The sequence below is a fragment of the Methylosarcina fibrata AML-C10 genome, assembly GCF_000372865.1.
GTDB lineage: Bacteria > Pseudomonadota > Gammaproteobacteria > Methylococcales > Methylomonadaceae > Methylosarcina > Methylosarcina fibrata.
Map to the genome: position 1 here is coordinate 3,428,758 of NZ_KB889965.1, position 25,428 is coordinate 3,454,185.

Annotated in this window: 27 protein-coding genes, 1 pseudogene and 1 riboswitch; of the genes and pseudogenes, 19 read left to right on the forward strand and 9 right to left on the reverse strand. The window is 52.9% G+C overall.

What is annotated here, in order from left to right; translation table 11 throughout:
- Positions 1-14: 14 nt before the first annotated feature.
- From A3OW_RS0116025 to A3OW_RS25220, 5 genes are all read right to left on the reverse strand, one after another.
- Positions 15-893: an NAD(P)H-binding protein gene (locus A3OW_RS0116025; RefSeq protein WP_020564459.1), complete on the reverse strand. Its 879-nt coding sequence runs from the start codon at positions 891-893 to the stop codon at positions 15-17.
- Positions 886-1,785, reverse strand: coding sequence for a glycosyltransferase family 2 protein (locus A3OW_RS0116030; protein WP_020564460.1), 900 nt, complete (start codon positions 1,783-1,785; stop codon positions 886-888). Before A3OW_RS0116030 ends, A3OW_RS0116025 begins: the two co-directional genes overlap by 8 nt.
- Positions 1,786-2,226: 441 nt before the next feature.
- Positions 2,227-2,814, reverse strand: coding sequence for an SIS domain-containing protein (locus A3OW_RS0116035; RefSeq protein ID WP_020564461.1), 588 nt, complete (start codon positions 2,812-2,814; stop codon positions 2,227-2,229).
- A gap of 17 nt (positions 2,815-2,831) precedes the next feature.
- Entirely contained in the window at positions 2,832-3,200 is a 369-nt protein-coding gene (locus tag A3OW_RS0116040; RefSeq protein WP_020564462.1) for a YraN family protein, read from the reverse strand.
- Positions 3,184-5,133, reverse strand: a complete 1,950-nt coding sequence (locus tag A3OW_RS25220) for a penicillin-binding protein activator (RefSeq protein WP_020564463.1) — start codon at positions 5,131-5,133, stop codon at positions 3,184-3,186. The genes A3OW_RS0116040 and A3OW_RS25220 overlap by 17 nt, the downstream gene beginning before the upstream one ends.
- 13 nt (positions 5,134-5,146) lie before the next feature.
- Between A3OW_RS25220 and rsmI the strand changes: the two genes are divergently transcribed.
- The 16 genes and pseudogenes from rsmI (at position 5,147) to A3OW_RS0116115 (ending at position 15,085) form a co-directional block, all read left to right on the forward strand.
- On the forward strand, positions 5,147-5,998 hold the full coding sequence (rsmI, locus tag A3OW_RS0116050) for a 16S rRNA (cytidine(1402)-2'-O)-methyltransferase (protein ID WP_020564464.1): 852 nt from the start codon (positions 5,147-5,149) through the stop codon (positions 5,996-5,998).
- Between the two features lie 304 nt (positions 5,999-6,302).
- A complete protein-coding gene (locus A3OW_RS0116055; RefSeq protein ID WP_020564465.1) occupies positions 6,303-7,232 on the forward strand; it encodes a hypothetical protein in 930 nt (309 codons plus the stop codon).
- Positions 7,233-7,597: 365 nt separating this feature from the next.
- Positions 7,598-8,428, forward strand: a complete 831-nt coding sequence (locus tag A3OW_RS0116060; protein WP_020564466.1) for an FRG domain-containing protein — start codon at positions 7,598-7,600, stop codon at positions 8,426-8,428.
- A gap of 172 nt (positions 8,429-8,600) precedes the next feature.
- Positions 8,601-8,951, forward strand: a complete 351-nt coding sequence (locus A3OW_RS0116065) for a hypothetical protein (RefSeq protein ID WP_020564467.1) — start codon at positions 8,601-8,603, stop codon at positions 8,949-8,951.
- Between the two features lie 103 nt (positions 8,952-9,054).
- Entirely contained in the window at positions 9,055-9,291 is a 237-nt protein-coding gene (locus A3OW_RS27970) for a hypothetical protein (RefSeq protein WP_157385919.1), read from the forward strand.
- 102 nt (positions 9,292-9,393) lie between these two features.
- The gene (locus A3OW_RS0116070) at positions 9,394-9,798 is read left to right on the forward strand and encodes a hypothetical protein (RefSeq protein WP_020564468.1); all 405 of its coding nucleotides are present in this window, start codon (positions 9,394-9,396) and stop codon (positions 9,796-9,798) included.
- Between the two features lie 86 nt (positions 9,799-9,884).
- Positions 9,885-10,118 carry an SHOCT domain-containing protein gene (locus A3OW_RS0116075; protein ID WP_020564469.1) on the forward strand — a complete coding sequence of 78 codons (234 nt, stop codon included), beginning with the start codon at positions 9,885-9,887 and terminating at the stop codon, positions 10,116-10,118.
- Positions 10,119-10,217: 99 nt separating this feature from the next.
- Positions 10,218-10,439 (forward strand): type II toxin-antitoxin system HicB family antitoxin, encoded by a 222-nt coding sequence (locus A3OW_RS0116080; protein WP_020564470.1) that lies wholly within the window; start codon positions 10,218-10,220, stop codon positions 10,437-10,439.
- Entirely contained in the window at positions 10,432-10,641 is a 210-nt protein-coding gene (locus tag A3OW_RS0116085) for a type II toxin-antitoxin system HicA family toxin (RefSeq protein ID WP_020564471.1), read from the forward strand. The genes A3OW_RS0116080 and A3OW_RS0116085 overlap by 8 nt, the downstream gene beginning before the upstream one ends.
- A gap of 135 nt (positions 10,642-10,776) precedes the next feature.
- A complete protein-coding gene (locus A3OW_RS0116090) occupies positions 10,777-10,986 on the forward strand; it encodes a type II toxin-antitoxin system HicB family antitoxin (protein WP_020564472.1) in 210 nt (69 codons plus the stop codon).
- A gap of 106 nt (positions 10,987-11,092) precedes the next feature.
- A pseudogene (locus tag A3OW_RS29120) lies at positions 11,093-11,215 on the forward strand (type II toxin-antitoxin system HicA family toxin); the annotation flags it as partial.
- Between the two features lie 108 nt (positions 11,216-11,323).
- Positions 11,324-11,692, forward strand: a complete 369-nt coding sequence (locus A3OW_RS0116095; protein ID WP_020564473.1) for a hypothetical protein — start codon at positions 11,324-11,326, stop codon at positions 11,690-11,692.
- A gap of 97 nt (positions 11,693-11,789) precedes the next feature.
- The gene (locus tag A3OW_RS0116100) at positions 11,790-12,974 is read left to right on the forward strand and encodes an FAD-binding domain (protein ID WP_020564474.1); all 1,185 of its coding nucleotides are present in this window, start codon (positions 11,790-11,792) and stop codon (positions 12,972-12,974) included.
- 223 nt (positions 12,975-13,197) lie between these two features.
- Positions 13,198-13,893, forward strand: a complete 696-nt coding sequence (locus A3OW_RS0116105; RefSeq protein WP_020564475.1) for an HAD-IA family hydrolase — start codon at positions 13,198-13,200, stop codon at positions 13,891-13,893.
- Positions 13,894-14,046: 153 nt separating this feature from the next.
- On the forward strand, positions 14,047-14,499 hold the full coding sequence (locus A3OW_RS0116110; protein ID WP_020564476.1) for a hypothetical protein: 453 nt from the start codon (positions 14,047-14,049) through the stop codon (positions 14,497-14,499).
- Positions 14,500-14,722: 223 nt separating this feature from the next.
- The gene (locus A3OW_RS0116115) at positions 14,723-15,085 is read left to right on the forward strand and encodes a nuclear transport factor 2 family protein (protein WP_020564477.1); all 363 of its coding nucleotides are present in this window, start codon (positions 14,723-14,725) and stop codon (positions 15,083-15,085) included.
- A 266-nt stretch (positions 15,086-15,351) separates the two neighbouring features.
- Here the strand turns inward: A3OW_RS0116115 and A3OW_RS0116120 are convergent, their stop codons facing one another.
- On the reverse strand, positions 15,352-16,107 hold the full coding sequence (locus A3OW_RS0116120) for a hypothetical protein (protein ID WP_020564478.1): 756 nt from the start codon (positions 16,105-16,107) through the stop codon (positions 15,352-15,354).
- Positions 16,108-16,222: 115 nt separating this feature from the next.
- Positions 16,223-16,298: riboswitch (cyclic di-GMP riboswitch) on the reverse strand.
- Positions 16,299-16,473: 175 nt separating this feature from the next.
- On the opposite strand from A3OW_RS0116120, the gene A3OW_RS0116125 reads away from it, so the two are divergent.
- The 3 genes from A3OW_RS0116125 (at position 16,474) to A3OW_RS26560 (ending at position 19,410) form a co-directional block, all read left to right on the forward strand.
- Positions 16,474-16,818: a hypothetical protein gene (locus tag A3OW_RS0116125; protein WP_020564479.1), complete on the forward strand. Its 345-nt coding sequence runs from the start codon at positions 16,474-16,476 to the stop codon at positions 16,816-16,818.
- 347 nt (positions 16,819-17,165) lie between these two features.
- A complete protein-coding gene (locus A3OW_RS0116130) occupies positions 17,166-17,849 on the forward strand; it encodes a YcbK family protein (protein WP_020564480.1) in 684 nt (227 codons plus the stop codon).
- 46 nt (positions 17,850-17,895) lie between these two features.
- Complete coding sequence (locus A3OW_RS26560) at positions 17,896-19,410, forward strand: L,D-transpeptidase (RefSeq protein WP_020564481.1); 1,515 nt, start codon at positions 17,896-17,898, stop codon at positions 19,408-19,410.
- Positions 19,411-19,586: 176 nt separating this feature from the next.
- On the opposite strand, the gene A3OW_RS26565 is transcribed toward A3OW_RS26560, so the two are convergent.
- The 3 genes from A3OW_RS26565 to A3OW_RS0116150 all read right to left on the reverse strand — a co-directional run bounded on the left by A3OW_RS26565 (position 19,587) and on the right by A3OW_RS0116150 (position 25,014).
- Complete coding sequence (locus A3OW_RS26565; RefSeq protein WP_083918229.1) at positions 19,587-21,950, reverse strand: PKD domain-containing protein; 2,364 nt, start codon at positions 21,948-21,950, stop codon at positions 19,587-19,589.
- An 879-nt stretch (positions 21,951-22,829) separates the two neighbouring features.
- Positions 22,830-23,330 (reverse strand): KGG domain-containing protein, encoded by a 501-nt coding sequence (locus A3OW_RS29125; RefSeq protein WP_026223662.1) that lies wholly within the window; start codon positions 23,328-23,330, stop codon positions 22,830-22,832.
- A 322-nt stretch (positions 23,331-23,652) separates the two neighbouring features.
- On the reverse strand, positions 23,653-25,014 hold the full coding sequence (locus A3OW_RS0116150; protein ID WP_020564484.1) for a TolB family protein: 1,362 nt from the start codon (positions 25,012-25,014) through the stop codon (positions 23,653-23,655).
- Positions 25,015-25,428: the final 414 nt, after the last annotated feature.

Genomic DNA, 25,428 nt, shown 5'->3' on the forward strand with positions numbered 1-25,428 from the left:
AAATCGAGGCGATCTTAATCCGGCAAGTCTTTTTCGGAAAGACGGAAAGGCCTGGGCGAAAAGTTAAAATCCCGCCGCGCTTCCGAATGGTCGAAAACCAGATCCTGATTCATGCGTTCGGCCATCGACGCCGACCAATTCCGGAATCTGGGCAATACCCGCAAACAAGCGATGGCCAGCCTGAAAGCCGGCAGCGGAATGGAAATGAGTCTGGGCCGGCTGTTGAGCGCGAGGAAAATGCGCTTCACCATTTCCTTATAGGCCAGTTTTTCTCCTCCGGAAAGATTATAAGTCCGGTTGGTCGTTTCAGGCGTCGATAAAACCGCCAGGCAGGCCGACGCGATGTCGTCCGCATGAACGGGCTGGCGCAGACCGGTCGCCGCTCCCAGCAGGGGGAAAAAGCCGAAACGCCCGATAAAGCGGGCAATTTCGGTGATGTTTTTATCCTTGCCGTAACCGTAGATGAGAGTCGGCCGGAACACGATCCATTCGACCTGATGGGCTTCGGCCCAGGTTTGCAGCGCTTGCTCGCTGGCCGCCAGACGAACCGCCGCTTCCCTTTCCTTGCTGTCGTTTGAATCCGTCTTGGTGAAGCGGCTGGTCGACGACAACACCACGATGCGCTTGCAGCCGCAAGCCTTGAGCAGGCCGAAATAATCCGGCAGTACCCAGATGGGAGCAAGACAAATCCAGTAAGGGATGGCTTCCTCTCCCGCGGAGGGGAAATCCACAAGAGGGGAAGTGATCTGACGCCATTCGACCGGACCGCAACGATCGTCCGTTTTTCTTCTCGAATAGGCGGTCACCTGCCATTCGTTCTCGACCAGCAACGGCAGCAGGCGTTCGCCCACCAGGCTGGTCGCTCCCAACAGGCCGATGCGGGCTTTAGGCACGAACCCATCCCAAACGTTGCAACAGGCGTTTAAAAAGGTATTGCGCCATAATCAAGGTAAAACGGAACCAGACGCCGAAATTGACCAGGAACATCAGGATGCCCGGATATTGATGCCGGAAAAATTTTTGATAAAAGCGCATCATGCCTTTGTGCTTGTGCCATTCGACGAAAATGGGCCGGGACCGCCCGCAGGCTCCGGAGGCATGGGTGATTTGGGCGCTGGGTATGAACAGAATCCTCCAGCCTTTCTGGCGAAAGCGCATGCACCAGTCCAGATCCTCGCAATGCAAAAAATAACCTTCGTCCCAGAGGCCGACGTCCCGAATGGCTTCCTGTTTCACTAACATGCAGGCGCCGGATATCGCTTCCACTTCGATCGGGCCGGGCGGCAAGGGTTGTTTGTGAAGATCGAAATCGAAAAAAAGTTTAGGCCAACGCTGGGCGAATCGGCTTAATCCGAAAGCTCTTACAAAAGAACGCCACGGCGTCGGCACCGCGCGCCGCCCTCCCGCCTGTTCGGTGCCGTCGGGATTGACCAGTAAGCCGCCGACCATGCCGACATCTCGGTTCGATTTCAGATGCTTCAACAGATCGATCAGCGTTCCGCGGATAAACGAGCAGTCCGGATTCAGAAACAGTAAATAGTCGGCCGAAGCATGGGCAATACCGATATTGCAGGCGGTTGCAAATCCGGTATTCACTGAATTCCGGATGATTTTGACCGACTCCAGATCTTCTATGGAACTTAAACTTTGGTCGAGAGAAGCATTGTCCACCACGATAATCTCGATGCTCAGAGGGCAATTCAGAAGACAATCGATGCATTCCCTGAGCAGATGGCCTGCGTTGTAATTGACGACGATTGCCGAAAGGGTTAAATCCATGGTCATGCTGATCGGCTGAAGGAAGGCACGCGATGAGTCAGCATACGCCGGATCTCTCTATCGGGCGCTTTCGTTGCTCGGTAAAATCTTCGCTTTTCCATAAATCCGGCCTCCCTTTACGAGCACAACGCCGGTTTGGGATATCGATTGAATCGGCCCGCATACAGAAAATAAACAATACTCTCCAGCAATAAAACGGATGGAAGATATAAAAACAAAACGACGGTGTGTCTTTAATTGTATGGCCAATCGGGTCAACCGGCTTCGGCGTCGGCCTCAATCGGAAATTGGTCATGAACACTGCTTGTCCTGATTTGACATGATACACCACAGCCTCGGTAACGTATATGACTTTGTCCCCTTTGAGGAAGGACAAAGAAGCTCGGAAAATAACAATAGAAAACCGGTTAAAGACAAAATCGAATAAAAAAGCGGCGAACTTCCGGTTCAGCCGCCGAACAACTGATGATCGATCAGATCGCAAAAACAGTGGCTGATCAGACTGTGAACTTCATGAATCCGGGCCGACGAGTTGGACGGCACGCGCAACTCCAGGTCCTTTTCGTTGAGTTGAGCGGCAATGGCTCCTCCGTCCCTGCCGGTCAGGGCGATGACGCTGATCTCTTTGTCGTGCGCGCAGTGAACGGCCTTGACGATATTTCCCGAAAAACCGCAATCGCTGTACACCACCAGCATGTCGCCGCTTTGGCCCAGGGCTCTGAGCTGTTTGGCGAAAACGTCGTCGAAATGGCTTTCGTTGGCGATCGCGGTGATAGTGGTCATGTCGGTGCTCAACGCCAGCGCCGGCAGGGAAGGCCGCTCGCGCTCGAAGCGGTGCAGCAAGGTTGACGACAACAGTTGGGCGTTGTTGGCCGCGCGTCCGTTGCCGCAGGCGATGATTTTCTTGTCGTTGAGCAAGGCCGCCACCAGCCGTTCCGAGGCATAGGCGATCAGATCGGTCAGGTAGTTCATCGCATCCTGCTGAGTCTGGAGACTGTCGGTAAACTGGTTGATGATTCGGTCTTGTAAACTCATAGAGAAAATTGACTGGCTTAAAAAGCGTTTCGTATCCATTCGATGGCGCCGTTGCCGGAAAGGGCGATCACGTCGAATCGTATCGGGCAATCCGTTTTCGAGGTGGATAAATAATACTGCGTGGCGGCAATTATACGCGATTGTTTGGCCGGAGTGACACTCTCGGCGGCGCTGCCGTATTTGTCCGACTTGCGGAAGCGGACCTCGACGATGACCAGCGTACCGCCGTCGGTCATGATCAAATCCAGTTCGCCCTGTTTGCAGCGAAAATTCCTGCATACCGGCTGCAGCCCTTTTCCGATTAAAAACCGGTGCGCCCGTTCCTCGGCGTTCCTGCCGCGCATCAGATGAGCGGTTTTGTCCCGGAGCTTAGTTAGCAGGGTCATGGCCGCCGTCCGGTTGCGAAGTGCCGTTATCCGGGATGGGCGCGGGAGCGGCCGGAGCCTCTGTCTCGGCCGTTTCATCGATGAGCCTGGGTTGGCCTTCGCTAAACCGGGCGCAGATCAGTTGGCGCTGAATGCGATGACCCGGGGCCAGCGACAGTTTTCCGGTGGCGCCGGCATAGGGCTGTCCGTTCAGATCGCGAAGGCGCGCGGCCAGATGGAACGCGTCGATGCCCATTGCGATCAGGCGTAAATAGGAACCCGGAAACTGCTGCCGGACCGAAGCCAGAGAGGCCATGCCGAGATCGCCGGGATAGGCTTGGTCGAAAAACCAGGGCATGTCGCAGAAGACAGCCCCGTCGAGAATCCGGTCCTGGCCCGGATCGGCTTCGCCGCCGTAGATGTTGGGCAGGGCATACACCGCCAGATCCTCGGCGCCGAACACGTCCAGTTGCCGTTTGATGGCCCTGGCTTCCTCGGGATAGGCACTGATGAAAATCACGTCCGCTTCCTGTTTCTTTTCGGCTCCTTCTCCTGCCTGAAATGACTCGGCGTAGACCGGCGAATTGTTATCCCGGTTGAGCAGGAGTCCGACCGCCAGCGAAAAATCGGTCATTTTGGGGCGGTAGGTCTGGACTTTGAGAAGTACGGTGTCGCCGTTTTGCCAATAGTCTTTAAAATAGTCGGCAATGCGTTGGGTTTGGGGATTTTCCGGGATCAGCAGCAATGCCTTTTTATGGCCGTCCCGGCGCGCGGCGGCGGTAATCTGTTCGACGTCGTCGACCGGGCTCAAGGCGAATTGATAAAGATTGTCTTGCTCAAGATTCGGAATGTGATTTAATGCCAGCACGGGGACGTCGAGCAGGGTCGACTCGGCCAGGCTCTGGATGTCCGCCTTTTCGAGCGGACCGATGATGAACTCGGCCCCGGCGGCGACGGCTTCGCGATATTGTTCTGCGAGTGTGCCCTGTTCGGTGTCGTAAAAGTGCAGATTGGGCTTGCCGGCTTGATTGCCGAGACGGTCGAAGGCGGCCATGATTCCGGCTTTGATGGCTTTCCCGGCCGCCGCAAAAGACCCGGATTCGGGCAGCAGGACCGCGATCGAGCCGGGATAATGGACCGCAGCCTCCGAGGAAGCGGGTGGTTGTTGGCTCAACCAGGCGATATCGGCAGGATGATCCGGAAAGGCTGCCCGCCATTGGTTTAGTCGGGCGTTGAAATCGGGCCGGTCCTTTTGCTTGTAGATGCGGGCCAGAGCCAGCCAGCCGGCCAACGGATCGGCGGGAGAAACCGCTCCGCTTTCCAGTTGCGCATCGTCGAGCAGGGCCAAAGTATCGAGAATGCCGAGCTGGTTCTGTTTTTTCGGCTCCTCGTCAGCCAGTAATGCGTCGAGTTCGATGCGGGATCTGGCGCTCGCCAGCAAATTCCCCTGGAGCGAAAAGGCAAAGGCCCGGGCTTGCAGATAGGTGATCTTCTCTTCCGGGCCGAGCAGGTGCGGCTCGATGCTTTCCAGATGGTCCAGCGCCAATTCGGCTTCGCCCATGCTGAGTCTGATTTGCGCATAAAGAAGATTGAGCAGGGCGGTGTCCTGTTCGGACAATTGCGAGGCATCGAGGCTGTCCGCCTGCTTTTTTGCTTCGCTGTAATTGCCGTCCCGGATCAACGCATCAATGGCGGCGAAACGTTGCCGGACCTCTTCCCTGGAAAGGGAAGGCGGCCGCGAGGGATTCAGTTCGGTGGCGGTAATGGCTTTGTCGTCCGTTTCCAGAGGGCGGGTCACCGCCGTGTCCTCGACCGGCGGCGGAGGCGGGGGCGGTGCGGCCTGTTCTTTAGGCTCAGTGGCGCATCCCTGTACCAGCAGCAGGGCGAGCAGGCATCCAAATAAATAATACCGCGCGAAATCGGATCGGCGCTTTGAATTGAACGAGCTATTCATATGAGAACATCGAATGTCGGCTGAATTGGGCAAATTATACGTGGTTGCCACGCCGATTGGTAATCTGGCGGATATCAGCTTCAGGGCGGTCGAGGTCTTGAAGGGGGTCGACCTGATCGCGGCCGAAGACACCCGCCATGTCAGAATGCTGCTGGCGCATTACGGCATCCACAACAAGCTGGTGTCGCTTCATCAGCATAACGAAGAAAAAATCGCCGGCAGCCTATTGGAAAAAATCCGCTCCGGGCTGACGATCGCGTTGGTTTCCGACGCGGGCACGCCGCTGATCAGCGACCCCGGCCTGCCTTTGATCCGACGGCTCAGGGAAGAAGGCATCGAAGTCTCGCCGATTCCGGGTCCCTGCGCCTTGATTGCGGCCTTGTCGGTTTCGGCCTTGCCGGTCTCTCGGTTTTCCTTCGAAGGATTTGCGCCGCGGACGGCTTCAGAGCGCAAAGCGTTTTTCAAGGAGAAATCGTCGTCCCAGGCGACCTGGGCCTTTTACGAATCCAGCCACCGCATCCTGGCGTCTTTGAGCGACCTGGCCGAAATGCTGCCGCCGGAGCGCCGCGTCGTCATTGCCCGGGAGTTGACCAAACTGCACGAAACCGTGGTCGGAGACCGCCTGGACCGTGTTCTGGCCATTGTCGAATGGGACGAGAACATGCGGAAAGGCGAGTTCGTGGTCATGGTCGAAGGCGCAACGGTAGAAAAAGAACAGGCGGTCACGCCCGAACAGCACAAACTGCTGTCGGTGCTGCTGCGCGAATGCAGCATCAAAACCGCCGTCGATATGGCGGTGGAGATTACCGGTGCCAGGAAAAAACTGCTGTATCAGGCGGCCCTGGCCATTGCCGAGCGGGAATAACAAGAAGGGCTCGGGAGCATGGTCTTGCCGCCGAGGCCGTTCGAACAATTCCGGCACGCCTCAGGGCGGCGGCCGGCAAAGAGACAGTTCTTTTCCTTCCGAGTTTTACCGAGTCAGTAAGAGCATGGAGGGACATCCTCTAAACCGGCCCGACAAGAATTAACGCGGTTACGGAAGCCGTTTTTCCCGAAGCATTCCAAAGGCCGACTTGAATCGTTGAACGAACGATTGGTGTCGGCCTATCCTCTAAAATAGTAGTAAGCAAAACACCGGCTCGAAAACGGATGAAAAGGAGGGTTTTGGGATGAGAATTGAATTATCCGAAATTGAAAGCGCCATCGTCCGCCGCATCAAACCGCTCGGCGGCAACGAAGACGCCGTCTACGATTACCAGTGCCCGAGAACGGGCCGCCTCTTCATGATACGGCGTTACGGAGACCGTTATCTTCTCGAAGAATTGGTCCCGATAGGGATTTGGGACCGGAAAATAAAAAATCGCGTACTCGAAACCCTCTTCGAAAGCGTCTTTGCAAGATCCCGGCCCAACGAATTCAAGCACATCTTGCTGCGCCGATTGCCGGACGAAAGCAGCGTGGATTGTCCCGGCCGGTCGCGCTATCTGATAATCCGCGCCACGGACTGGGAAGGAGAGCCGGTCTTTTCGAACTCGATTTCGGAATGCGCCCGAAGCATCGCCGGCGCCTTGAATGCCGACGCCTATTACCAGGCCCGGCAGCCTGCGGCCGAAAAAGTCGGAACCGAAGCGATCGATGAAGTCAAACAAACGATCTTCTATTGGCGGCTTATCCTGAAAGCTTTGGATCTCGTGGAGCCCGGCACGGTCTTCAAGGGGACCTTCAACACGAGGAGCGGCAAGATCAGCGACGAGGTCAAGCAGGATCTACTCCGTTACTTCAATGCACCTTCCCATGAGTTATGGGACCGCCTGTTCAGCCAAACCATCGTTCACAAGGACACCCTCTGGCAAGCCTGGTGCGATTACGACCCCGAGGCGCCCCGTACGCTGAGCGATCAGGAAAAGCGAATTTGGCCCCGCATACCGGATGGCGAGCAATTGCGCGAAGCGATCCGCGCCTGCGTTGAAGCCAACCGCGAGCGCGCCGAGACAGCCCTTGCCCGAAACACCGAATTGCTGGAAAAGCTGCTGAATAAAAACCGGCCCGAACTGAAACTGGTGAAAAATCTTCGGCAGGGCGATCGGGCGCGAGTCTGAAGTAGCGCCGTATCACAGGACTGTAGGATGTCGTGACGATCGGAACCGCCTCGTTCGCGATGGATGAGGACCTAAGGCTCACCTCATCATACGAACTGAATCTCTAACGCATGGGCTGCTTGCCAAAAAGGTAAAATTGAAGTTTAATTCGATTTTGTTTGTTTTTCGGTTTGTCCGATGATTGCCCGGAAACGCTGGAATTTCGGAACAGTACTGGATTGAAAGATAATTGACATCTTTTAGGATGGCATAAATTTATTTATATGATTGATTCTAATAATTTATATTGCTTTTATAATGAATTAGCCAACCGGTTGACGCAATGTTTTGCTTCATTTAGGGCGTTTAATATTAGTTAGGCGTCGATGCAAACCATTCGTGTCAAGTCGTGGGAAAGCTTTGATGATGCTCTCAAGCGGGTGCGTAGGGCATATGGTCAATACGTCAGAACGCTCTCAGACGGTAGCCAGTTTGAGCGTCACGTCAAAATCCTCTACCGCGGGCAGGCGGATGCGAAATGGCCACTGCTCACGACCCTAGAGCGAAAGACCAATGCGGAGATTGATGTTCTTCGCTACGTCGACTACGCGGCAAGGACAGTAAACGAACTTGAGTCATTTACCGGCACGCGATGGTCGGTCGCGCCGTATCCTGACCTTGAACGCGAAGTTCGCGCGAAGCAAGATTCCCTTCGCGTTCACTTACCCGCATATGACTACTTGGTACATCTTCGCCACCACGGATTCCCGTCTCCGCTCCTCGATTGGACAGAGTCCCCGTACATAGCCGCGTACTTCGCTTACCTCACATCTGATAGTCGAAATCCGGCGGTCTACTGCTACATTGAGTCGCCAACCTTTGTGAAGGTGGGCTCTGGCGGCTCCCCCATGATTTCCCTCATGGGGCCCTATGTGAGCACACATAGGAGGCACTTTGCACAGAGAGCTTCCTACACAGTCTGCACCCGCTGGGACCAAGAGCGAGAGCGTCATGTCTTCTGCAAGCATGAGAACGTCTTTGCTCGTGGAGACGAGACTCAAGATGTACTCGTCAAACTTGTCTTGCCGGCTCGCGACCGTCTTGCCGCTTTGCGTCGGCTATCTGAGTACAACATCAATCACTTCACACTGTTCCAGTCCGAGGATGCACTAGTGAAGTCACTCGAAACCCGCTACTTTGATCTCGGCGACGCCTAACCCTTCGCTCGAGCCGACCCGCTCCGGCAAGGCCCACTGGCCGCCCGGAGCCCACTTTCATGTTGCTCCGGTCGGCCAGTGGGCCTTGCCTCCACGGTCGGCTCAGCTCAAACGTTGGGCATCCGCACTCCTCATGTAGCGCATCAATACCAAAAAAATATAAGGATCAAGAATGAATAATCGCACATTGGAATCACTGTACGACGAAATAGCACCCAAAGTGGGCCATGAAACCTTCATGGCTGCGGCAAGTCGAGTAGATAGCCTAATTACGGAGCTTACCGAGCTTACTATTGCTGGTAATGAATGGGCCGAGGAAAATAGCTACCCAGCAGTTGAAAATTATCCTCAATATCAACGGGCACGAGAAATTGGTAAGGAGTTCTTAAAACTCGCTGGCTTCAAAGGTATGCAAACAGCCGTTGGATCTGTACGTAAGCGACTGTATGGAAAAGGTCTAGATGGGAGCAGCTTGATTCTAATGGAATATGGGTGGAGTGGTATCGGCGGCTGGCAGTCTTAAATATGAAAACGTCACAGAAGGAGAGTCAGCGTTGTGATAACACAACGTGGCCTTCTTCGACAGGATTTTTTGTTTTGTTTCCGAAAACACAGGAGTATCAATCTTGAGTAAGTCAATTCGTGGTTGGGTTAATGTCCGTGAATATCCGTCGGACGGAAAACCGGAGGAGTCGTATATTCGTAATAAGGACGTTCAGCGTGTTTCTATGGTCGAAAACGAAGATACGACAATTTCAGTTCTTGTCCACGCCTTGGGAGGCACGTATCTCGCTACAGTTTCAGAAACGCTACCAGAAGCCACGCGGCAAATGGAAAACTTAGTTCAAGAAATTAGTGAGTAATAAATGGGCTTGCTCGTGGCTATTAAGCCCAACAAGGCGCTCAAGCCGACCCGCTTCCGCTACGCTCCAGCGGTCGGCTTAGCTCTACGTTAGGTGCTATGCATGACAAACGAGCACATATCGATTGAGGATGCAATTAATCTCGCAAATCGGAAAATCAAATGGCCATCGATAGCTGTGATGGTTACGCCGTGGTTGGCCTTTGTTATAGCTGGAGAACTTGGGTTGATTCCTACTGTCGGCTACGCTGGAATGTATTGGTTTATTCCCGTATTTCTCGGTGGTTTTCTTGGAGGCTGGTTGGTTTGGTCGGTTCGCATTCCAAAATGGATGCTTTGGGCATATCCTCGTGTCCATAACTTAACAGAGTTAAAAGCTTGCGCAATCGAAGCGCAAATTCTCTGGCCTGATGGGAGCGTGTTTAACCGCACTCTAGTAATGTCAGAAGCCGAGCGCCAGAAACTAAAGGAAATAGAGCTAAAAGCAAATGACGATAGCCGCACCTAACCCTACGCTCAAGTTCGCTCCCTTCGGTCGCTGGGGCGCGCCTTAGCTTTACGTTAGGCAACAAGAAGTGAACGCTGGCATTAGTAATGAAGTGGGTAATAAAAATGAGCGATTGGGATTTTCTGTATGAGATGAAGGATCGTAGGTATAGCGAAGCTGAGATACAGGATGCAATGGCTTCAGGTGTTGCACCATGGGAATGGGCTTTTATTGAAAAACAAGGTAGGAAAGCCGAATGGGAAAAATTGAAATCTCTGCGGGACGCAGGAACAATTTCACGCGAAGAGTTCAAAAAGCGGAAGGTAGAAATGTTCAGGTAATATGCTGTTAAGGTCAGGGTCGTGAGGGGCGAAATGAGCTTGCGAACCCCAATATTTTCAACTGGAACAATTTTTTTTTCGAGCATAGGAATAATTTCCATGATATTGACTGCCGTTATCGAAAGAGACGAGTTTGGCTATTTTGCCCAAATTCCTGAATTAAAAGGCTGCGTTACGCAAGGCAATACTTATGAAGAAGTGCTTTTCAATATTCAAGAGGCTGCTGAACTATATTTGGAAAGCCTGACAACGGAAGAATTACATGCACTTCAAAAACGCAAGGTAATCATATCCCCCATAGAAGTGGCTATTCATGCCTGAATATCCAAGGTTTACCGCAAAAGAAGCAGAGAAGCTTCTTCTCCGTAGCGGGTTTGTTTTAGATCGCCAAAAAGGCAGTCATCGGATTTATAAAAAGAAAACTTATCGGATGGTTTTGTCCAGTCATGCCGGAGAAATATTACACCCCAAAATCATCAAACAGCTTTTTGACGTCATTCATGAAGCTGAGGACAAAACCTAACCCAACGCTCCAGCGGACTCCGCTAATGCTCCGCCGCTGAGATTTGCGTTAATCTTCTCGTGTTTGCTGTTTAGGCGTATGATAAAAAACTTATTATTTTCAAATCCTATACCAAACAACGCGGAGCAAATTTGTATGAGAAGTTATACGGCAATTGTGGAACGCTGCCCGAATACAGGGTTTTATGTTGGCTTTATTCCCGGATTTCAAGGGGCGCATACGCAAGCAGAAACTTTGGAGGAGCTGAATCAAAATCTTCGAGAAGTTGTTGAAATGTTACTTGAAGATGGCGAGCCAATGTTAGAAGCCGAATTTATCGGTACTCAAAATATTGTTGTAGCTTAAACATGGGCCACTTGCCTATTCTTAAATCTCGCGAAGTAGTTGCGCTTCTTGAGGCGTTAGGGTTTACTGAACTTCGTCAGCGTGGCTCACCAAGCAGTTCCGCCACCCTGATGGTAGATGTACAACAGTGCCATTTCATGCAGGGCGTGACTTATCGCCAATCTTACTTAAACAAATCGCAAAAGATATTGGATTAACGGTCGATGAGTTTTTTAAAACCAAAGCCTAACTCAACGCTCAACCGGAGCGCGGTTACAACGCGGTTTTGTTTATTCCGCTTTCCGCGTTGCGCCCGGTTAGCTTTACGTTAAGCATATCAACGAAAGGAGAAGGTGCAATGAAAACTGGCTCTCTGCCTCTACTGGCTGTAGTCGTTTTGATAAGTAATGGGTGCTCTGGCACGACGCCGATCAAGAATTTGGCATTGCCACCGGTAACCACGATCGAGGGAACAATTACGCATCTTGATGAAAACGGATTTACTTTAACCGACAATTCTGGCTCCATCTTTGTTCGGACTAAATTACCAGACAACAAGAGAATGGATGTTTCATTGAACGAGAAAGTTAGAGTATATGGCAATCTACAGGGCGGCCAGGAAAAGGTATTTGACGGGTATGTTGTTAAGAAGCCGGCGGGAGAACAAATCATCGTCAGCAATCCGACTCCTCATTTTGGTTTCATTATCCAGAGCTCGTTCCAATAATGCCTAACAACCCCATCAACTCGGACGTGCAAGAGCGCCGCTTCGCTCTGTTTTTGCACGCCGGTTATGGAAAAAGTTGAGCCTGACGGAGATATAGATGAGAGTTGCCATCAACGGGGCCGGCATCGCCGGTCCGACGCTCGCATACTGGCTGCGGGAATGCGGTCACGAAGTGTTGCTCATCGAGGAGTCGCTGCAACTTCGCAATGGCGGCTATACCATTGACTTCTGGGGGGTCGGCTACGACATCGCCGAGAAGATGGGTCTGCTCCCCCGTATTGGAGAGCTGGGTTATCAGGTGAGAGAGGTGCGTTACGTGAACCGGCATGGCCGCAAGAGCGGCGGCTTTTCAGCCGACGTTTTCGGACGCATGACCAACGGCCGCTTCATCGAACTGCGGCGCTCCGACCTTGCGGCTGCGATCTACGGTGCGCTGGACGGAAAGGTCGAGACGCTTTTTGGCGACTCCGTCGCCAGGATCAAAGATGAGGGTCACTGCGTGCGAGTTGACTTCGATCATGCTGCCCCGCGCGAAGTCGATCTGGTTATTGGAGCGGACGGATTGCATTCGCGCATTCGCCGGCTAGTGTTCGGGCCCGAAGCGGAGTTCGAAGTTTCACTCGGCTATCACGTCGCCGCGTTCGAGATCGAGGGCTATCGGCCACGCGATGAACTCGTAGTTGTCAGTCACGCGGTTCCGGGAAGGCAGATTTTGCGATTGTCTTTGCGCGATGACATAACGCTTTTTCTCTTCGTCTTTCGCGACGAATACTTGACCGCGGAAAGTCCATCGAGCGAGCAAGAATGCAAATCGGTGCTGACAAACGTCTTTGCCGATGTCGGCTGGGAATGCCCGCGGATTCTCGCTGCAATGGAAGATGCCAGCGGCATCTATTTCGACCGTGTCAGCCAGATTCGAATGGACCGCTGGACAGAAGGCCGCACGGCGCTGATCGGCGATGCCGCCGCCTGCGTCTCCCTCGTTGCTGGCGAAGGGACGGGGCTTGCAATGGCCGAAGCTTATGTGCTTGCGGGCGAACTTCGCAATTGCGGAAACGATCACGTCGCGGCCTTCGCTCGCTACCAGGAGCGAATGATGCCATTTCTGAGGCGCAAGCAGGAGTCGGCAGCGAAATTCGCTTCCTCGTTCGCCCCGAAGAGTGCCCTCGGCATCACTTTCCGCAACTATGTCACTCGGCTATTGCGGATTCCGTTCATTGCGGATTTCTTCATCGGCCGCGCCGTGCGCGACGACATCAAACTGCCCGACTATAGGTTCTAGTTAATGTTTTTTTCTGGCCTATCGGGTCTCAGGGTCGTAGGATGCGTGGTTCGTTCCTCACCACATCCTGCAAAGCCGCTATTTAGGGTTGGCCTACACAGCGGTCAAAGGGACGCGCCGCCCTATAGTGGTTTTGAAGGCTCGCTTTTGAATCGGGTTCGGCGGCTTCGCTAAGCGTCCTTGAGCGGGATGCCCCTTACCTTTACGTTGGGTATTTCGATAAATGAACAGTATCTGTGTAATCTTTGATTTGGACGGTACGCTCGTGGACAGCGAGGGGCTTTGCAATCAAGCCTTTCTCGATCTGCTCCCGCAACTGAGCGATACGGTGGAGTCGTTGACCCAGCGGTATCGCGGAAAAAAGCTGGGTCCAATCCTTGCCGACCTGGAGAGCCGCCTTTGCCAGAAGCTGCCAGATTCGTTCGAGCAGCATTATCGCCAGCGTGTCGCGGAACTCTTCTCTCATGAGCTGAAACCTATGCCCGGCGTTATTGAAATGCTCAAAACCTCGAATTTTCCCAAGTGCATTGCCTCAAGCGGACCACCTTTGAAAATCCGTCAGGCATTGCAAATCAGCGGTCTTGCACCTTACTTTGGCGACAATATCTTCAGCTCATATGAAGTTGGCTCTTGGAAGCCGGAGCCTGGTCTATTCCAATATGCAGCAAATGAGATGGGCTTTATGCCCAGTCAATGTGTGGTTGTGGAAGATAGTGAAGTTGGGATCGAGGCAGCCGCAGCAGCAGGAATGAAAGCATTCCGGTATGTGCGAAATGCTGAAACAGCGTCATGCCGGATCGGGGATGAAGTGCCATTTGACAATATGTTGCAGCTTCCCCGATTGCTGGCTCAATTTGTTAGCAATGACCAACCCATCATTCAACCGGACCGGCGCGGTAGAGCCGCGCCAGTCGGTTAATTCAAACGTTGGGCAGCTTGAGCGGCGGAGTCAGTGTTGATTTAACTGTATAGAACTCTGTATTTGTGGCCAGTTTTTTTAAGTTTCTCTGTCTTGAATTGGGTTTTGCCGCCTATCGGTGGTTTTGAAAGTTTGTTTTTATAATCGGGAGTAATGATGCAGGATATAAAACATTCAGGAAACGTCTTGTTACTTCGTGGCGCTGCATTATGGATATTAATGGCGCTGTTGCTGGCGTGGTGCATGGTAGGGCTGTATAACAAAGTACCCTACCTTGATCTGATATTCGCCGGTAAATTTACCAGACTGATGCAGGCCCACATTGATTTTCTACTGATGAGTGCGCTGATTCTGGGCTTTTATGCCGCCAAAGTGCCACTGCCTTGGCATGTGCGTTGGGCTATGGTGGTGGGAGCTTTTACTAATTCCAGCCTATTTCTGCTACAAGCGATCTTCCCTGCGCTTGACCCGACAACGGCTGGACAAACGCCTTTGATCGGTATCTGGTCGCAAGTGTTCGAAATCTATCTTTTTGCCAGCCTCATCACGACCAGCTATGGTTTTGGTAAAGGGGCTGTGATTATTTTTCGATCTACTTTTCAGTAGTACTCTTTAAAAAAATACCGATGATCGGCGAGTTGGCTTTGGCTGTGCTGGTTAGCCCAACAAGTCGGTCAAAGGGGAGCGACACACGTTGGCAGTGTTGAAGTTTTGTTTTAGGCCGTCATTCTGCCTGGCCTATGATGTTGCTGCGGCCGGCTATCTCGGCTGGTTATTGATAAGCACAAGGGTGTGCGCCAGGCGTTCCCTTTAACCTGGGATAGAGTATATGGAATCTCGTGAACTTGTTCAATCCTGGGTCGATGCTTTCAATCGCGGCGACGCAGATGCACTTGCAGACTTTTACAGCGAAGACGCGACCAACCATCAGGTAGCCGAGGAACCCGTTGTTGGCCGCGCTGCCATCCGAGAGATGTTTGCAACGGGCTTTGCCAATGCCAGGATGGTATGCATCGTTGAGCATATTTTTCAGGAGGGAGAGTGGGCCATTCTCGAGTGGCGCGACCCTCTCGGTCTACGAGGCTGCGGCTTTTTTCACGTCGTGAACGGGAAGATCGTGTTTCAGCGCGGGTATTGGGACAAGCTCACATTCTTGCGTTTGCAGCGGTTGCCAATGCCGGAGGTGCCGTGAGGGCCGCAGGAGGATGACATGGGGACTTCTCTTTTTTCCGTTGTTAATCCGGGTGCATTAGGATACCGCAGAAAAAAGCTGCGTTGGGTTGCGCTTTCTGCAACCCAACATTCGGTGCATCGATGTGTTGGGTTAACGATAAAGCTGTTAACCTAACCTACCCGCTGCATTTCATCCGGACTACATGCTACAAGCTGGATTGGGGAATTCTATAGCCCATAGACAGGACCGCATTCTGCGGCTCTGTCTATGATCTTCCTCCAATATCATTTTTCTTGAGGTAATACATTGATTGTATACTTCACGTCCAGGTTGAATATGAAATCAAACGGATCTCCGTTAGTTGAAGAATAGATGGCCTTACCGCCAAATCTGATTTCATGTCTACCGACCGGTAAGGGAGGGATCAAGAGATAGACGCCATCCCCTACGAAATCGCTGCTGGCGCCGGCAATTGCTCCGGAATAACCGCCGAGATTGAACGGGACATTATTGTCCGGAAGAGGGCCGTACTGAAATAATGGAGATTGAACGCGGTAGCTTTGCAGATTCTTAACCGGAATTCCATCAATTTTTGCAAACAACTCCGTAGCATGATTCTGGTACCATTCCGCCTGCGCTCTTAACACTTCATCCCCTTCTCCATCTCCTTCCAACGTTGCCGCTTCCGAGTTTATTACAGGGAAGAAAAGGGCCGTTCCGCGAGGCACGTTGCAAACACGATCGGCTGCCCAAACCGTTTCTCCGTCACGGTCTGTAGCGGTGGATGTTCCGCCTAAAAACCAAACTGTACCCAATTGCCTTGTGCTACAGTCGGCTGTATCGAAAAGGGGGTGCTGGTCTACCGCCATAGAGTTATTCCATGCCCACCATTTAGCGCTCCATTCCCCGTAAGTCATGCCGTAATAAGCATGGGAAGTAGCGGGCAATACGCGCGCAAATGCGCCAGGAACCAGCATTACCGACATCGCCAATATTAATGCTGACTTTACGGCGTGTTTTCTATTGTTATTATTGTTCATAGGGACTCTCCAACGTTTTCACAGTGCTTAATTTCGCTGTCACGGTAAAATTTGTTGCTTTATCAACTCCAACAAAAAAACCGGACAGCCCGGCATGCCACTAACGCGTGACACATTCGGCAGTCCGGCTTTCCCTTGAGGATCCGCGACTTTCTGTCCCTACCTTGCGCATAGGTTTGGCTTTAGTAATTTTTTGTCAAATTACCATACGATTTATAAAGTTTCTACTGAGCGTTTTTGTCAATTTTTAAGCAAGCAGCCCGGTTTCAACAAACTCTTCCGGGCTGCTTGCCCGGACGGCAAAAAGCAGAGCGGAGAGCGAGCGGCGCTTTTTGCCGGCAGTGAATTACGGCGTTAGAGCTAACTATGAATCTCGACGAACTTGTCCAATCAATCGAAGGTGTTTCAGACGAAAAGGCACTGGAGGAATTTGCCCGGCACATTGAAGCCTGGAAAAAGGATGATCGGGACGTCACCGAACTTGAAACCATGATCGAGCGGTTCTTTGGCGACACCTGGCTATTTAGCGAAGAAGACCATTCTAAAGCGCGCGAGTTTTGGGTGGCGTTCAGGGACGACGCCATAAGAAGGATCGGCGGAATGACGATGAATGAAAGGTTGTATTTGTTTGGGCTTTCCGAGCGCTTTTATGGAAGCAGGTCTGATCAGGAACAACAAATTGTCTATAGCAAACTTCTTGCAAATCCGTAACGGTGCACTTCGTTTTTATCGGCACATTTTTTCCGTTAAACTTTATTATGATGACTATTTATCAATATCGAGCACTCCTAATCGCATCACTGTCCATTGGTCCCTAGTTTTACGCAAATTTATAATCGCTCGCCCTGAAATCAGTACCGGGTATTCCCACGAGCACATCAAGTGGTGGTAAAATGGCCGGGAAAAAATTTCCGGCCGAATTTGAGCTGGCCTATACTTCTTGTAAATAACGGATCAGAATTGAACTAATACGGATTCCGATAGGCCCTAGTCGATGAATCATTTTATAAAATCGTCGTATTCGGGTTAAAACGTTGAACAAGCAATTATTAAAAAATATGAAGACGGATGAAGACAATACTATCGCGTCAAGACGCCAATTTCTGAAAAAGCTGGCGTGGGGGTCCTTGATGGCGTTGAGCGGAAGCGAGGCGGCAACTGCGGCGGTTCGGCACGTGATTTATCCGCACCGGCGGGGCCACAGCCATGAACCTGCGCACCCGGCTTACTCTCATGCGCGAAAAGCCAGGCCGTACGTTAATACGCAACCCGTTCTGTCCCCTTATCTTCATGCCGTCGAACACAAAACGCTCGCGTTCGAACATACGCATACCGGCGATAAATTAAAATTAACCTATTTCGAACACGGCCGTTATATTGAAGAAGCGCTGCGGGAAATCAATTATTTGCTCCGCGATTTCCGTACCGATGACGTTCATCCCATCGATACGGCGTTACTGGATCAGCTATTTTTTCTGAAGCAAACCCTCGGCGTCAATAAACCTTTCCATATCATCTCCGGTTACCGTTCTCCATTCACCAATTCCTGGTTACGCAGATTCAGTCACGGCGTCGCAGAGCACAGTTTTCATATGCAAGGCCGGGCGATTGACATCAGGCTGGAGGGCGTATCCTCCAAAACAATTAGAAACGCGGCGCTGACGTTGGCGCAAGGCGGCGTGGGTTATTATCCTCGGGATAATTTTGTGCATTTGGATACAGGCAGGTTCAGAACCTGGTAGAGGAGCGGTGATCGCCTTCTGACGACTTGGGACCAAAGGTGACTCGATGAAAATGGCCACTCATTTGAGTTCGATCAAATCGATTTTTTTCTGGCTGAGTTCGATAGCCGTGGCGGTGATCATGGCTTTATTGCTCGCCGTGCCGGCCAGTCCGGACGGAAGCTATGTCAGCCGGGGCCTATTGCCCTATGGTTTTACCATGACCTCGCTGGGGAGCAACAACGAAGTAGACCCTCGCAAAATCATTACTCTGGAGGCGATTGGCCCGGGAGCTCGCTTGTCCAGGGTCGAACTGCGCGACGGCTCGGGAAAGGTTCTGTTTGACGCGAAGGATCAAACCCGCCTGAGCCTCCCCGCGCCCCTGGCCTTCGAGACTCGCCATACGCTCAAGGTGACGGCGGAGCGGCCCTGGTTCGGACAGTCCGAGACCCGCGAAGTGAACTTCACCACGGTCGCCGTGCCGAAACTGGAAGGGCCTGTGTTTAGAATGCTGGCGCCGGACTCGTCGGTGACGCTGCATTTCGACCGCCCGGTGCGGGACGTACGGGCCGTCGGAGGTTTGACGCTGGACGCCGAACCCGATGCCGGCGGCCAGACCATCCGCCTGCTTGCCAGCGCTTACGAACAAGACCGCAGTTACGCGGTGCAGGTAAGCTATAAAACCGTCTCGGGCGTCTCTCTGCCGCCACTAACGCTGGAATTGAAGACGCCGCCGCCTCTTGCCGTCGAAACCAATGTCCATGGCTTAAACAATTTAGGCTCGATGCTGCCGCTGCAAGTGACCTTTAGCGAACCGTTGGCCGACCTCGATAACGCCCCCGGTCATCTCCGGGTACAGACCAGCGACGGCAAAACCATCGATGGAAAATGGCGACGGATCGGGCAGCAGTTGCTTAAATTTACTCCCAAACCTGCGTGGCCGGCCTCAAGCACTATCGAAGTAAGCGCCGACGTGCAAAATTTACGCAGCGTGCAAGGCGGCATGCTGAAGCAATCCCTGATCGAGCAATTCAGCACCGGCACGGACCGGCGGCTCTTCGTTTATCTGGACAGCCAGCGTGTCGAAGCCGTCGAAAACGGCAAAGTGGTGCGCACCTTCAAGGTCAGCACGGGCAAAAGCAAAACGCCCACTGTGACGGGTTCGTTTTATATCTACGACCGCTACCGCTACAAGAGGATGCGCAGCGACGTCGGCCGGGGAAAGCCCGGTTTCTATGAAGTGGAAAAGGTGCCGTACACGCAGTTCTTCCATAAGGACTATGCCTTTCACGGCGCGTTCTGGCACAATAATTTCGGCCAGCCCGCCAGCCATGGCTGCGTCAATCTGGCCACCAAAGACCAGAACAAGCGCTGGCCCAACGTCTCCGAAGATGCCGGATGGCTTTATCGTTGGGGGGCGCTGGGTTTGCCGGTGACGGTGATGAATAAGGCTCCAGCGCGGACGCAGGCGGCCGGTCAGACGCCCATTGAAACAAGCAAAGGCTCGGACAAGCAGGCTCGTGCCGAATCCTCCGACATGTCTGTCAAGCAGGAGATTTCCGGCCGAGTGGTGGTCAGGTAGGCAGTCATTTCAACTGTGAGGATCGAAAGCGCTTTACAGCCGATCCCGAGAATCAAGCCTTGAAAAGAGCATTGACCTCTTTACGAAGCCGGCGCGAAGTTTACCGGTATGAATGCCGGTAAACTTCGCAGTCTGGCAATTCGCCCCGTCCAGGCCGTTGTCCGGACGCCTCTTACCTACTCCTTTGGCGCGTTTCGCACACGGACGGTCACTTTGTCCGTTTTACTGTTTGCCGAGCCGTCGGTGACGACCAGATTAAATTTATAGACGCCTTTAACGGTCGGGACAAAGCTCGGCGTGGCCGTCTGGGCGCCGTTCAGAGTGATTTCGGGGCCGCTTTTTTGAGACCAGTCATAGGTCAAATTGGTAGGGCCCTGATCGTCGTCGTGGCTGGCGCTGCCGTCGAGATGGACTGCGGTGCCGACCGTGACTTTCTGTTTTGTCCCCGCATCCGCGACCGGAGCTTTATTGATGGTAAATACCGAGTCGCTGACGTCGCACAAACTATCGTCCTTCTTGGCACAGACTTTGAACAGGGCCTCTTTCGAGACATAGCGGTTCTTAGGAATTTTCCAGACCTTCGAACCGCTGTTCTTGGGCGAGGCTATTTTCTTCCAGGTTTGTCCGTGGTCGATCGACAGGTAAATGACCATCCGTTCGTTGCTGTCGAGATTGCTCTCCCAAAAGACGGTATTTTTGACTTTCTCGTTCCAGACGTCACCGCCGTTCGGGGCCTGGATCCGCACAAAGTCGGTTTGACTGGCCGTTTCGCTGACCGTTATTGTGACCGAATCCGGGGCGCTGTTGGCCGCCCCGTCATTCACGACCAAGTTGAATGCATAGGTCCCAGCGGTTCCCGCAGTAAAGCTCGGCTGCGCCGTATCGGCTCCGGTCAACGTCACCGTCGGGCCGCCGGTTTGCGTCCAACTGTAGGTCAGCGCCGAAGGCCCGTTGTCCGGATCGGAACTGCCGGTGCCATCGAGAGCGACGAGGGCCCCCAGGGCAACCGATTGATCCGGCCCGGCTTGAGCCGTGGGTGCGGTATTGGATCCGGTTGCCGCGTTAACGGTTATCGTGACCGAATCGGCGCTACTGTTCGCCAATCCGTCGTTGACCACCAGGCTAAAGACATAAGTGCCTGCCTCTCCCGGAGTGAAGCTCGGCTGCGCCGTGTCAGCTCCGGTCAGCGTTACCGTCGGGCCGCTGGTTTGCGTCCAACTGTAAGTCAACGGCGAAGGGCTGTTATCCGGATCGGAGCTGCCGGTGCCGTTGAGGGTAACGAGATTGCCCGCCGTGACGGTCTGATCGGACCCGGCATTCGAAACGGGCACCGTATTGCAGGCATCGCCCACGCCGTCGCCATTGCTGTCGGCCTGATCCGCATTGGCTACCGACGGGCAGTTGTCGCTGCTGTCGGGCACGCCGTCGCCGTCCGAGTCGGGATCGCCGCTGATCGGAATATCCTTGACGTCCACGTGCCAGGCGCCGCCGGCGGTACTGATGTTTTTGAAAACCGACAGAGTGCTGGCATCGATGATGGTAATCAGACTGTCGACCGGGCTGGTGACGTAACAGTTCTTGCCTTCGGTATCAAATTTAACCCAGTAAGGGCCGGTGCCTACCGGCAAGGTCGCCTTGACGGTCTTGGTCGCCACGTCCAGAATGACGCCGGTATTATTGTTGGCCGGAGCGGTACAGGCCAGGCTGCCGTCCGGACTGAAATCGATGGTCCAGGGCGTCGGGCCGACGTCAATGGTATGAGTCACAGTGTTCGTCGCCGTATCGACCACCGACACGTTCGCGCTGTTGATGTTGACCACCCAGAGCTCGGCTCCGTTCGGCGTTATCGCCATGCCGGCGGGCTGGGTGCCCACCGTCACCTTTTTCACCACAGTCTGGCTGGATGTATCGATGACCGAAATATCATTCGAGTAGTGATTGGCCACGTAGACGCGGGTTCCCGACGGATTGATGGCGATGCGCAGCGGCGTGATGCCGACCGCGATCGTCTTGGTCACCGTATCGCTGGTCGCATCGATGACGCTGACCGAATTGGAACCCTGGTTGGTCACGTAAATCCATTTGCTGTCCGGCGTCCTGACCATGAATCTCGGACTGGTTTCCAGAGTCAACGTCTTGGTCACGGTTTTGGACGCCGTATCGATGACCGAAACAGTGCCGTCGGATTCATTGGCTACATACAGTTTCGAGCCATCGCCGGTAACCGCCATGCCTTCCGGAACATTGCCCACCACAATATTTGCGGTTACGGTGTTGGTTAAGGTATCGATGACCGAAACCGATTTGAAACCATGATTGGAAGCATAAGCCGTCTTCAAATCCGGAGAAAAGGCAATATACGAAGATCCATCCTCGGTAGCGATACTGGAAACGACGGAGCCGGTGTCGTTATCGACGACAGTGACCGCAGCCCCGCTAGGATTGGGCACAAAAGCCCGGACTACGGCATGGGTCTGGTTGGAGATAGTGGACAAGATCGCCGCTAGTCCGAACGATAAACAAATCGTTAGCCTGTTCATAATAATTACCATAATTAGAAGTTAATGAATTTTTCAGTCGCCAGGTAATTTAGCGATTGCAATTAAAGAAAATCGTATCAATACAGATTGACTTGTAGACCCCGGCTCGTTTCGCATCGGGATGCTTCCCGTCTTATTCCGGGACTGGGTTGATCGAAATTCGGCAGCCACCGCGCTGATTGGCACGATGATGGTGGACGTATGCAAAAGGATCGGATTTCATGCTTGGCCTCTTCATGCTGTTAGGCTTTGGATTCAGTAACAGGGTAAAAGGCATGCAATTTCGGCAGGTGCCCTCGTCCCTTGTCTCAATTTAAGCTTTACCGACATCCTTGATCGGGCCAATTTAAAGGAATTTACCGAAGTTTTCCAATGATGTGGATGGTTATTATTCCGGATTGAACTGTTCGGCATCCCTTGGCACAGACGAATCGATTATTCCATAAAATAAGCGATACCGACGTCTTGTGTTCGGCATCATTATCCAATCAATAACTTAAGACGAGATTAAATTGGACGATCTTTGTTGAGCAGGGATGATGATTAACAGAGGTTAAAAAAGCAATGTTCCCGTCCATAACCGGTATTTGATGGCTTATGCGGGAGTTTCGGGTAGAGGCGAGTTCATTGGTCTATCCGCGATGGAAAAATAACCGGGAACAATACGGAAGCAATGATTCCTATGTGAAACTAATAATAGGCAGCGTATCCGTAAAATTCTGGCCGATTCCGGGCCGGAATCGATGCGTTACCCTCAAAATCTAGCCGATATGAATTCCGTTTAAAGATTCCCTAGCGGCCGTAATGGGAAGAAAATCGCAACGGGCCCTTTAACGGATAACCCATGTTAAAGGGCCCTTCCCTTTCCATACCCTTGGTTTAGTGCTTTCTGCCGCCGCCTTCTTCTTCCCTTCCGCCGCCGTGAGAGGCTTTGCCGCCTTTGCGTCCGGCTTCCCGGGCTTCTTCGGAAGTAAACTCGTGGGCGGTGCCCCGTTCATGGGCGGCTTTGCCGCCTTTGCGTCCGGCTTCCCGGGCTTCTTCGGAAGTAAACTCGTGGGCGGTGCCCCGTTCATGGGCGATCTGGCCGCCCTTGTGGCCGGCTTCCCTGGCTTCTTCCGGAGTAAACTCGTGAGCGGTGCCTTTCTCATGAGCGGCATGGCCGCCTTTGCTGGCAATTTCGCGTTGCTTTTCTTCATCCATGGACGCGAAACCACGGGCCGATTTGCCGCCGGAACGGCCGCCTTCCTGCGATTCGCCTTTTTCATGAGCGGCATGGCCGCCCTTGCTGGCGATGGCGCGTTGTTTTTCCTCATCCATGGACGCAAAACCGCGGCCTGACTTGCCGTGTTCCGAACCGGTTGTTTCTCTTTGTCTAGGCATGATCGTATCTCCTCACACTTAATAATTGAATTTTGGTTGATCCACCGTGGGATGAAACCAAACGCCACCTTCTTTAATTAAAGAAGAATGAGTGTGAAATATACCTGCCTGCCATAAAAGTTCTGTGCGCTAACGTACATCCGAGGCTTATTCTGAACGAAAAAAGAAAAGAATGCCCAACGGTTACGTAATCAATCCTTCGGTTCGTCCGATCGGCTCAGTGCTGTCGCAGCCGTTTGTTTCAGGGCTGAGGCCGGGATTGGGCGCCCTTTCCCGGCCAGGCAGAAATAGAAAGTTTCGGCTGGGCTGACCGAATAGCGTTTCAAGGCAATTTTTTCAAGTCTTTGAGAAAAATATCGCCGTTCTTGTTGGTATCTCCCGTCAGCAGCGTATCGGCATAAGACTCGTACGCGACAAACCGGCCGTTGCCGCTGACGTCCGGGCTGAAACTGCCGCCGCCGGTTCCTTCGATACCGTCTTGACCGACCGAGACGCGTACGGTGAGGCCGGTTCTTTTATCGAATCGGAAGACGTCGGGGAAATTATTGTTGTCGCCTTCCACCAGGTTGGCGGCGGCGGATGCATAGACCACATAGCGTCCTCTCGAGCTGATGCGGGGATTGTCGCTCATGTTGTTGCCTTGAATACCCGCGCTGCTGTTCGAAATGATGCGCGTGGTGCCTTTCTTGGCATCGTAAAGGAAAATATCTCTGGCGTTATTGTTGTCGCCTTCCACCAGATTGCTGGCGTCGGAAGCATAGACGATGTAACGGCCGTTATTGCTGATGTGAGCGTGATAGCTGCCGCCGTTGCCCTGCTCGCCCGAGCTGTTCGCCGAAATGAGGCGGGTCGTGCCTTTTTGGGTATCGCGAAGGAAGATGTCCGACGCGTTGTTGACGTCTCCTGCCACCAGATTGAGCGCATCGGAATGAAATACGACAAAGCGGCCGTTGTTGCTGATGCGGGCGCTGGAGCTGTCGGCGTTGCCGGGCTTTCCTTCGTTGTTTACCGAAATCATGCTGGTCTTTCCGGTTTTTTTATCGTAAAGAAACACGTCGCGGCTCAGATTGCGATCGAAAGACACCAGATTGCTCGCGTACGAATCGTAAACGACGTAGCGGCCGTTGGCGCTGATGGCGGGTATGTAGCTGCCGCCGTTGCTTTGCTCGCCGGAGTTGCCGACCGATACTCTGCGGGTGGCGCCTTTTTTGGAATCGAATAGAAAAATATCGTATTTAACGTTCGTGTCGCCTTCCACCAGATTGGTGGCGGCGGATGAATAAACGACGTAACGGCCGTTATCGCTGATGCGGGGATCGACGCTGTCGTCGTTTCCTTCGCCCAGGCTGCTCAGGTTGATACGATAAGTCGCTCCGGTTTTTTTATCGTGGTAAAAAATGTCGGAAGCGTGATTCGTATCGTCCGCCACCAGATTGTCGGCCGTGGAGTGATACACGATAAAACGGCCGTTGGCGCTGATCGAAGGATTTTTGCTGCTGCCGTCGCCCACGTTGCCCTGGTTGTCCACTGAAACCTGCTTGAGGTTGGCGGCATTGAGGCATAATGAAGTCAGTCCGAGGGTGAGAGATAACAGCGCGATCCTTTTAACGGAAAAAGGGCGGCGCTTTTCGGGCAAAATGGTTAAAGTATCCGAACGATGTTGCTGATGTCCTTGAATCTTCATGGGAGGTCCTCCTAATAGTCAAACGAAAAGGCTAAGTCGGAATCATTTTTGCCCCTGGATTTTTCCGAATAAAGCCGGCAAACGGTATTCAATTACTGTATAAAAAAGTTTAAAGAAGCGGGGGCGTGAATTCATCCGTCAAACATCACGATTTCCATGGAGCACTTGTCCCTATGGAATCGGGTAAAAAGTCCTGCTCTTTACCAATTTCGGTATGCCGAGCCGATGCCGAAATTCGACTGAAAGAAATAAAGCGCAAGGAGGTATGGCATCGGATATGGTATGGTAACTTCAGGGCATGTCACCGGAAGCACTCGAAAAGGAGCTCGGCGCCATGGCAGGCCGGCTTACAGAACGAAAGCCGGAACGGGTTACTCTTTAAGTAATGCCGGAGTCAATATTTTCGGGCGACAG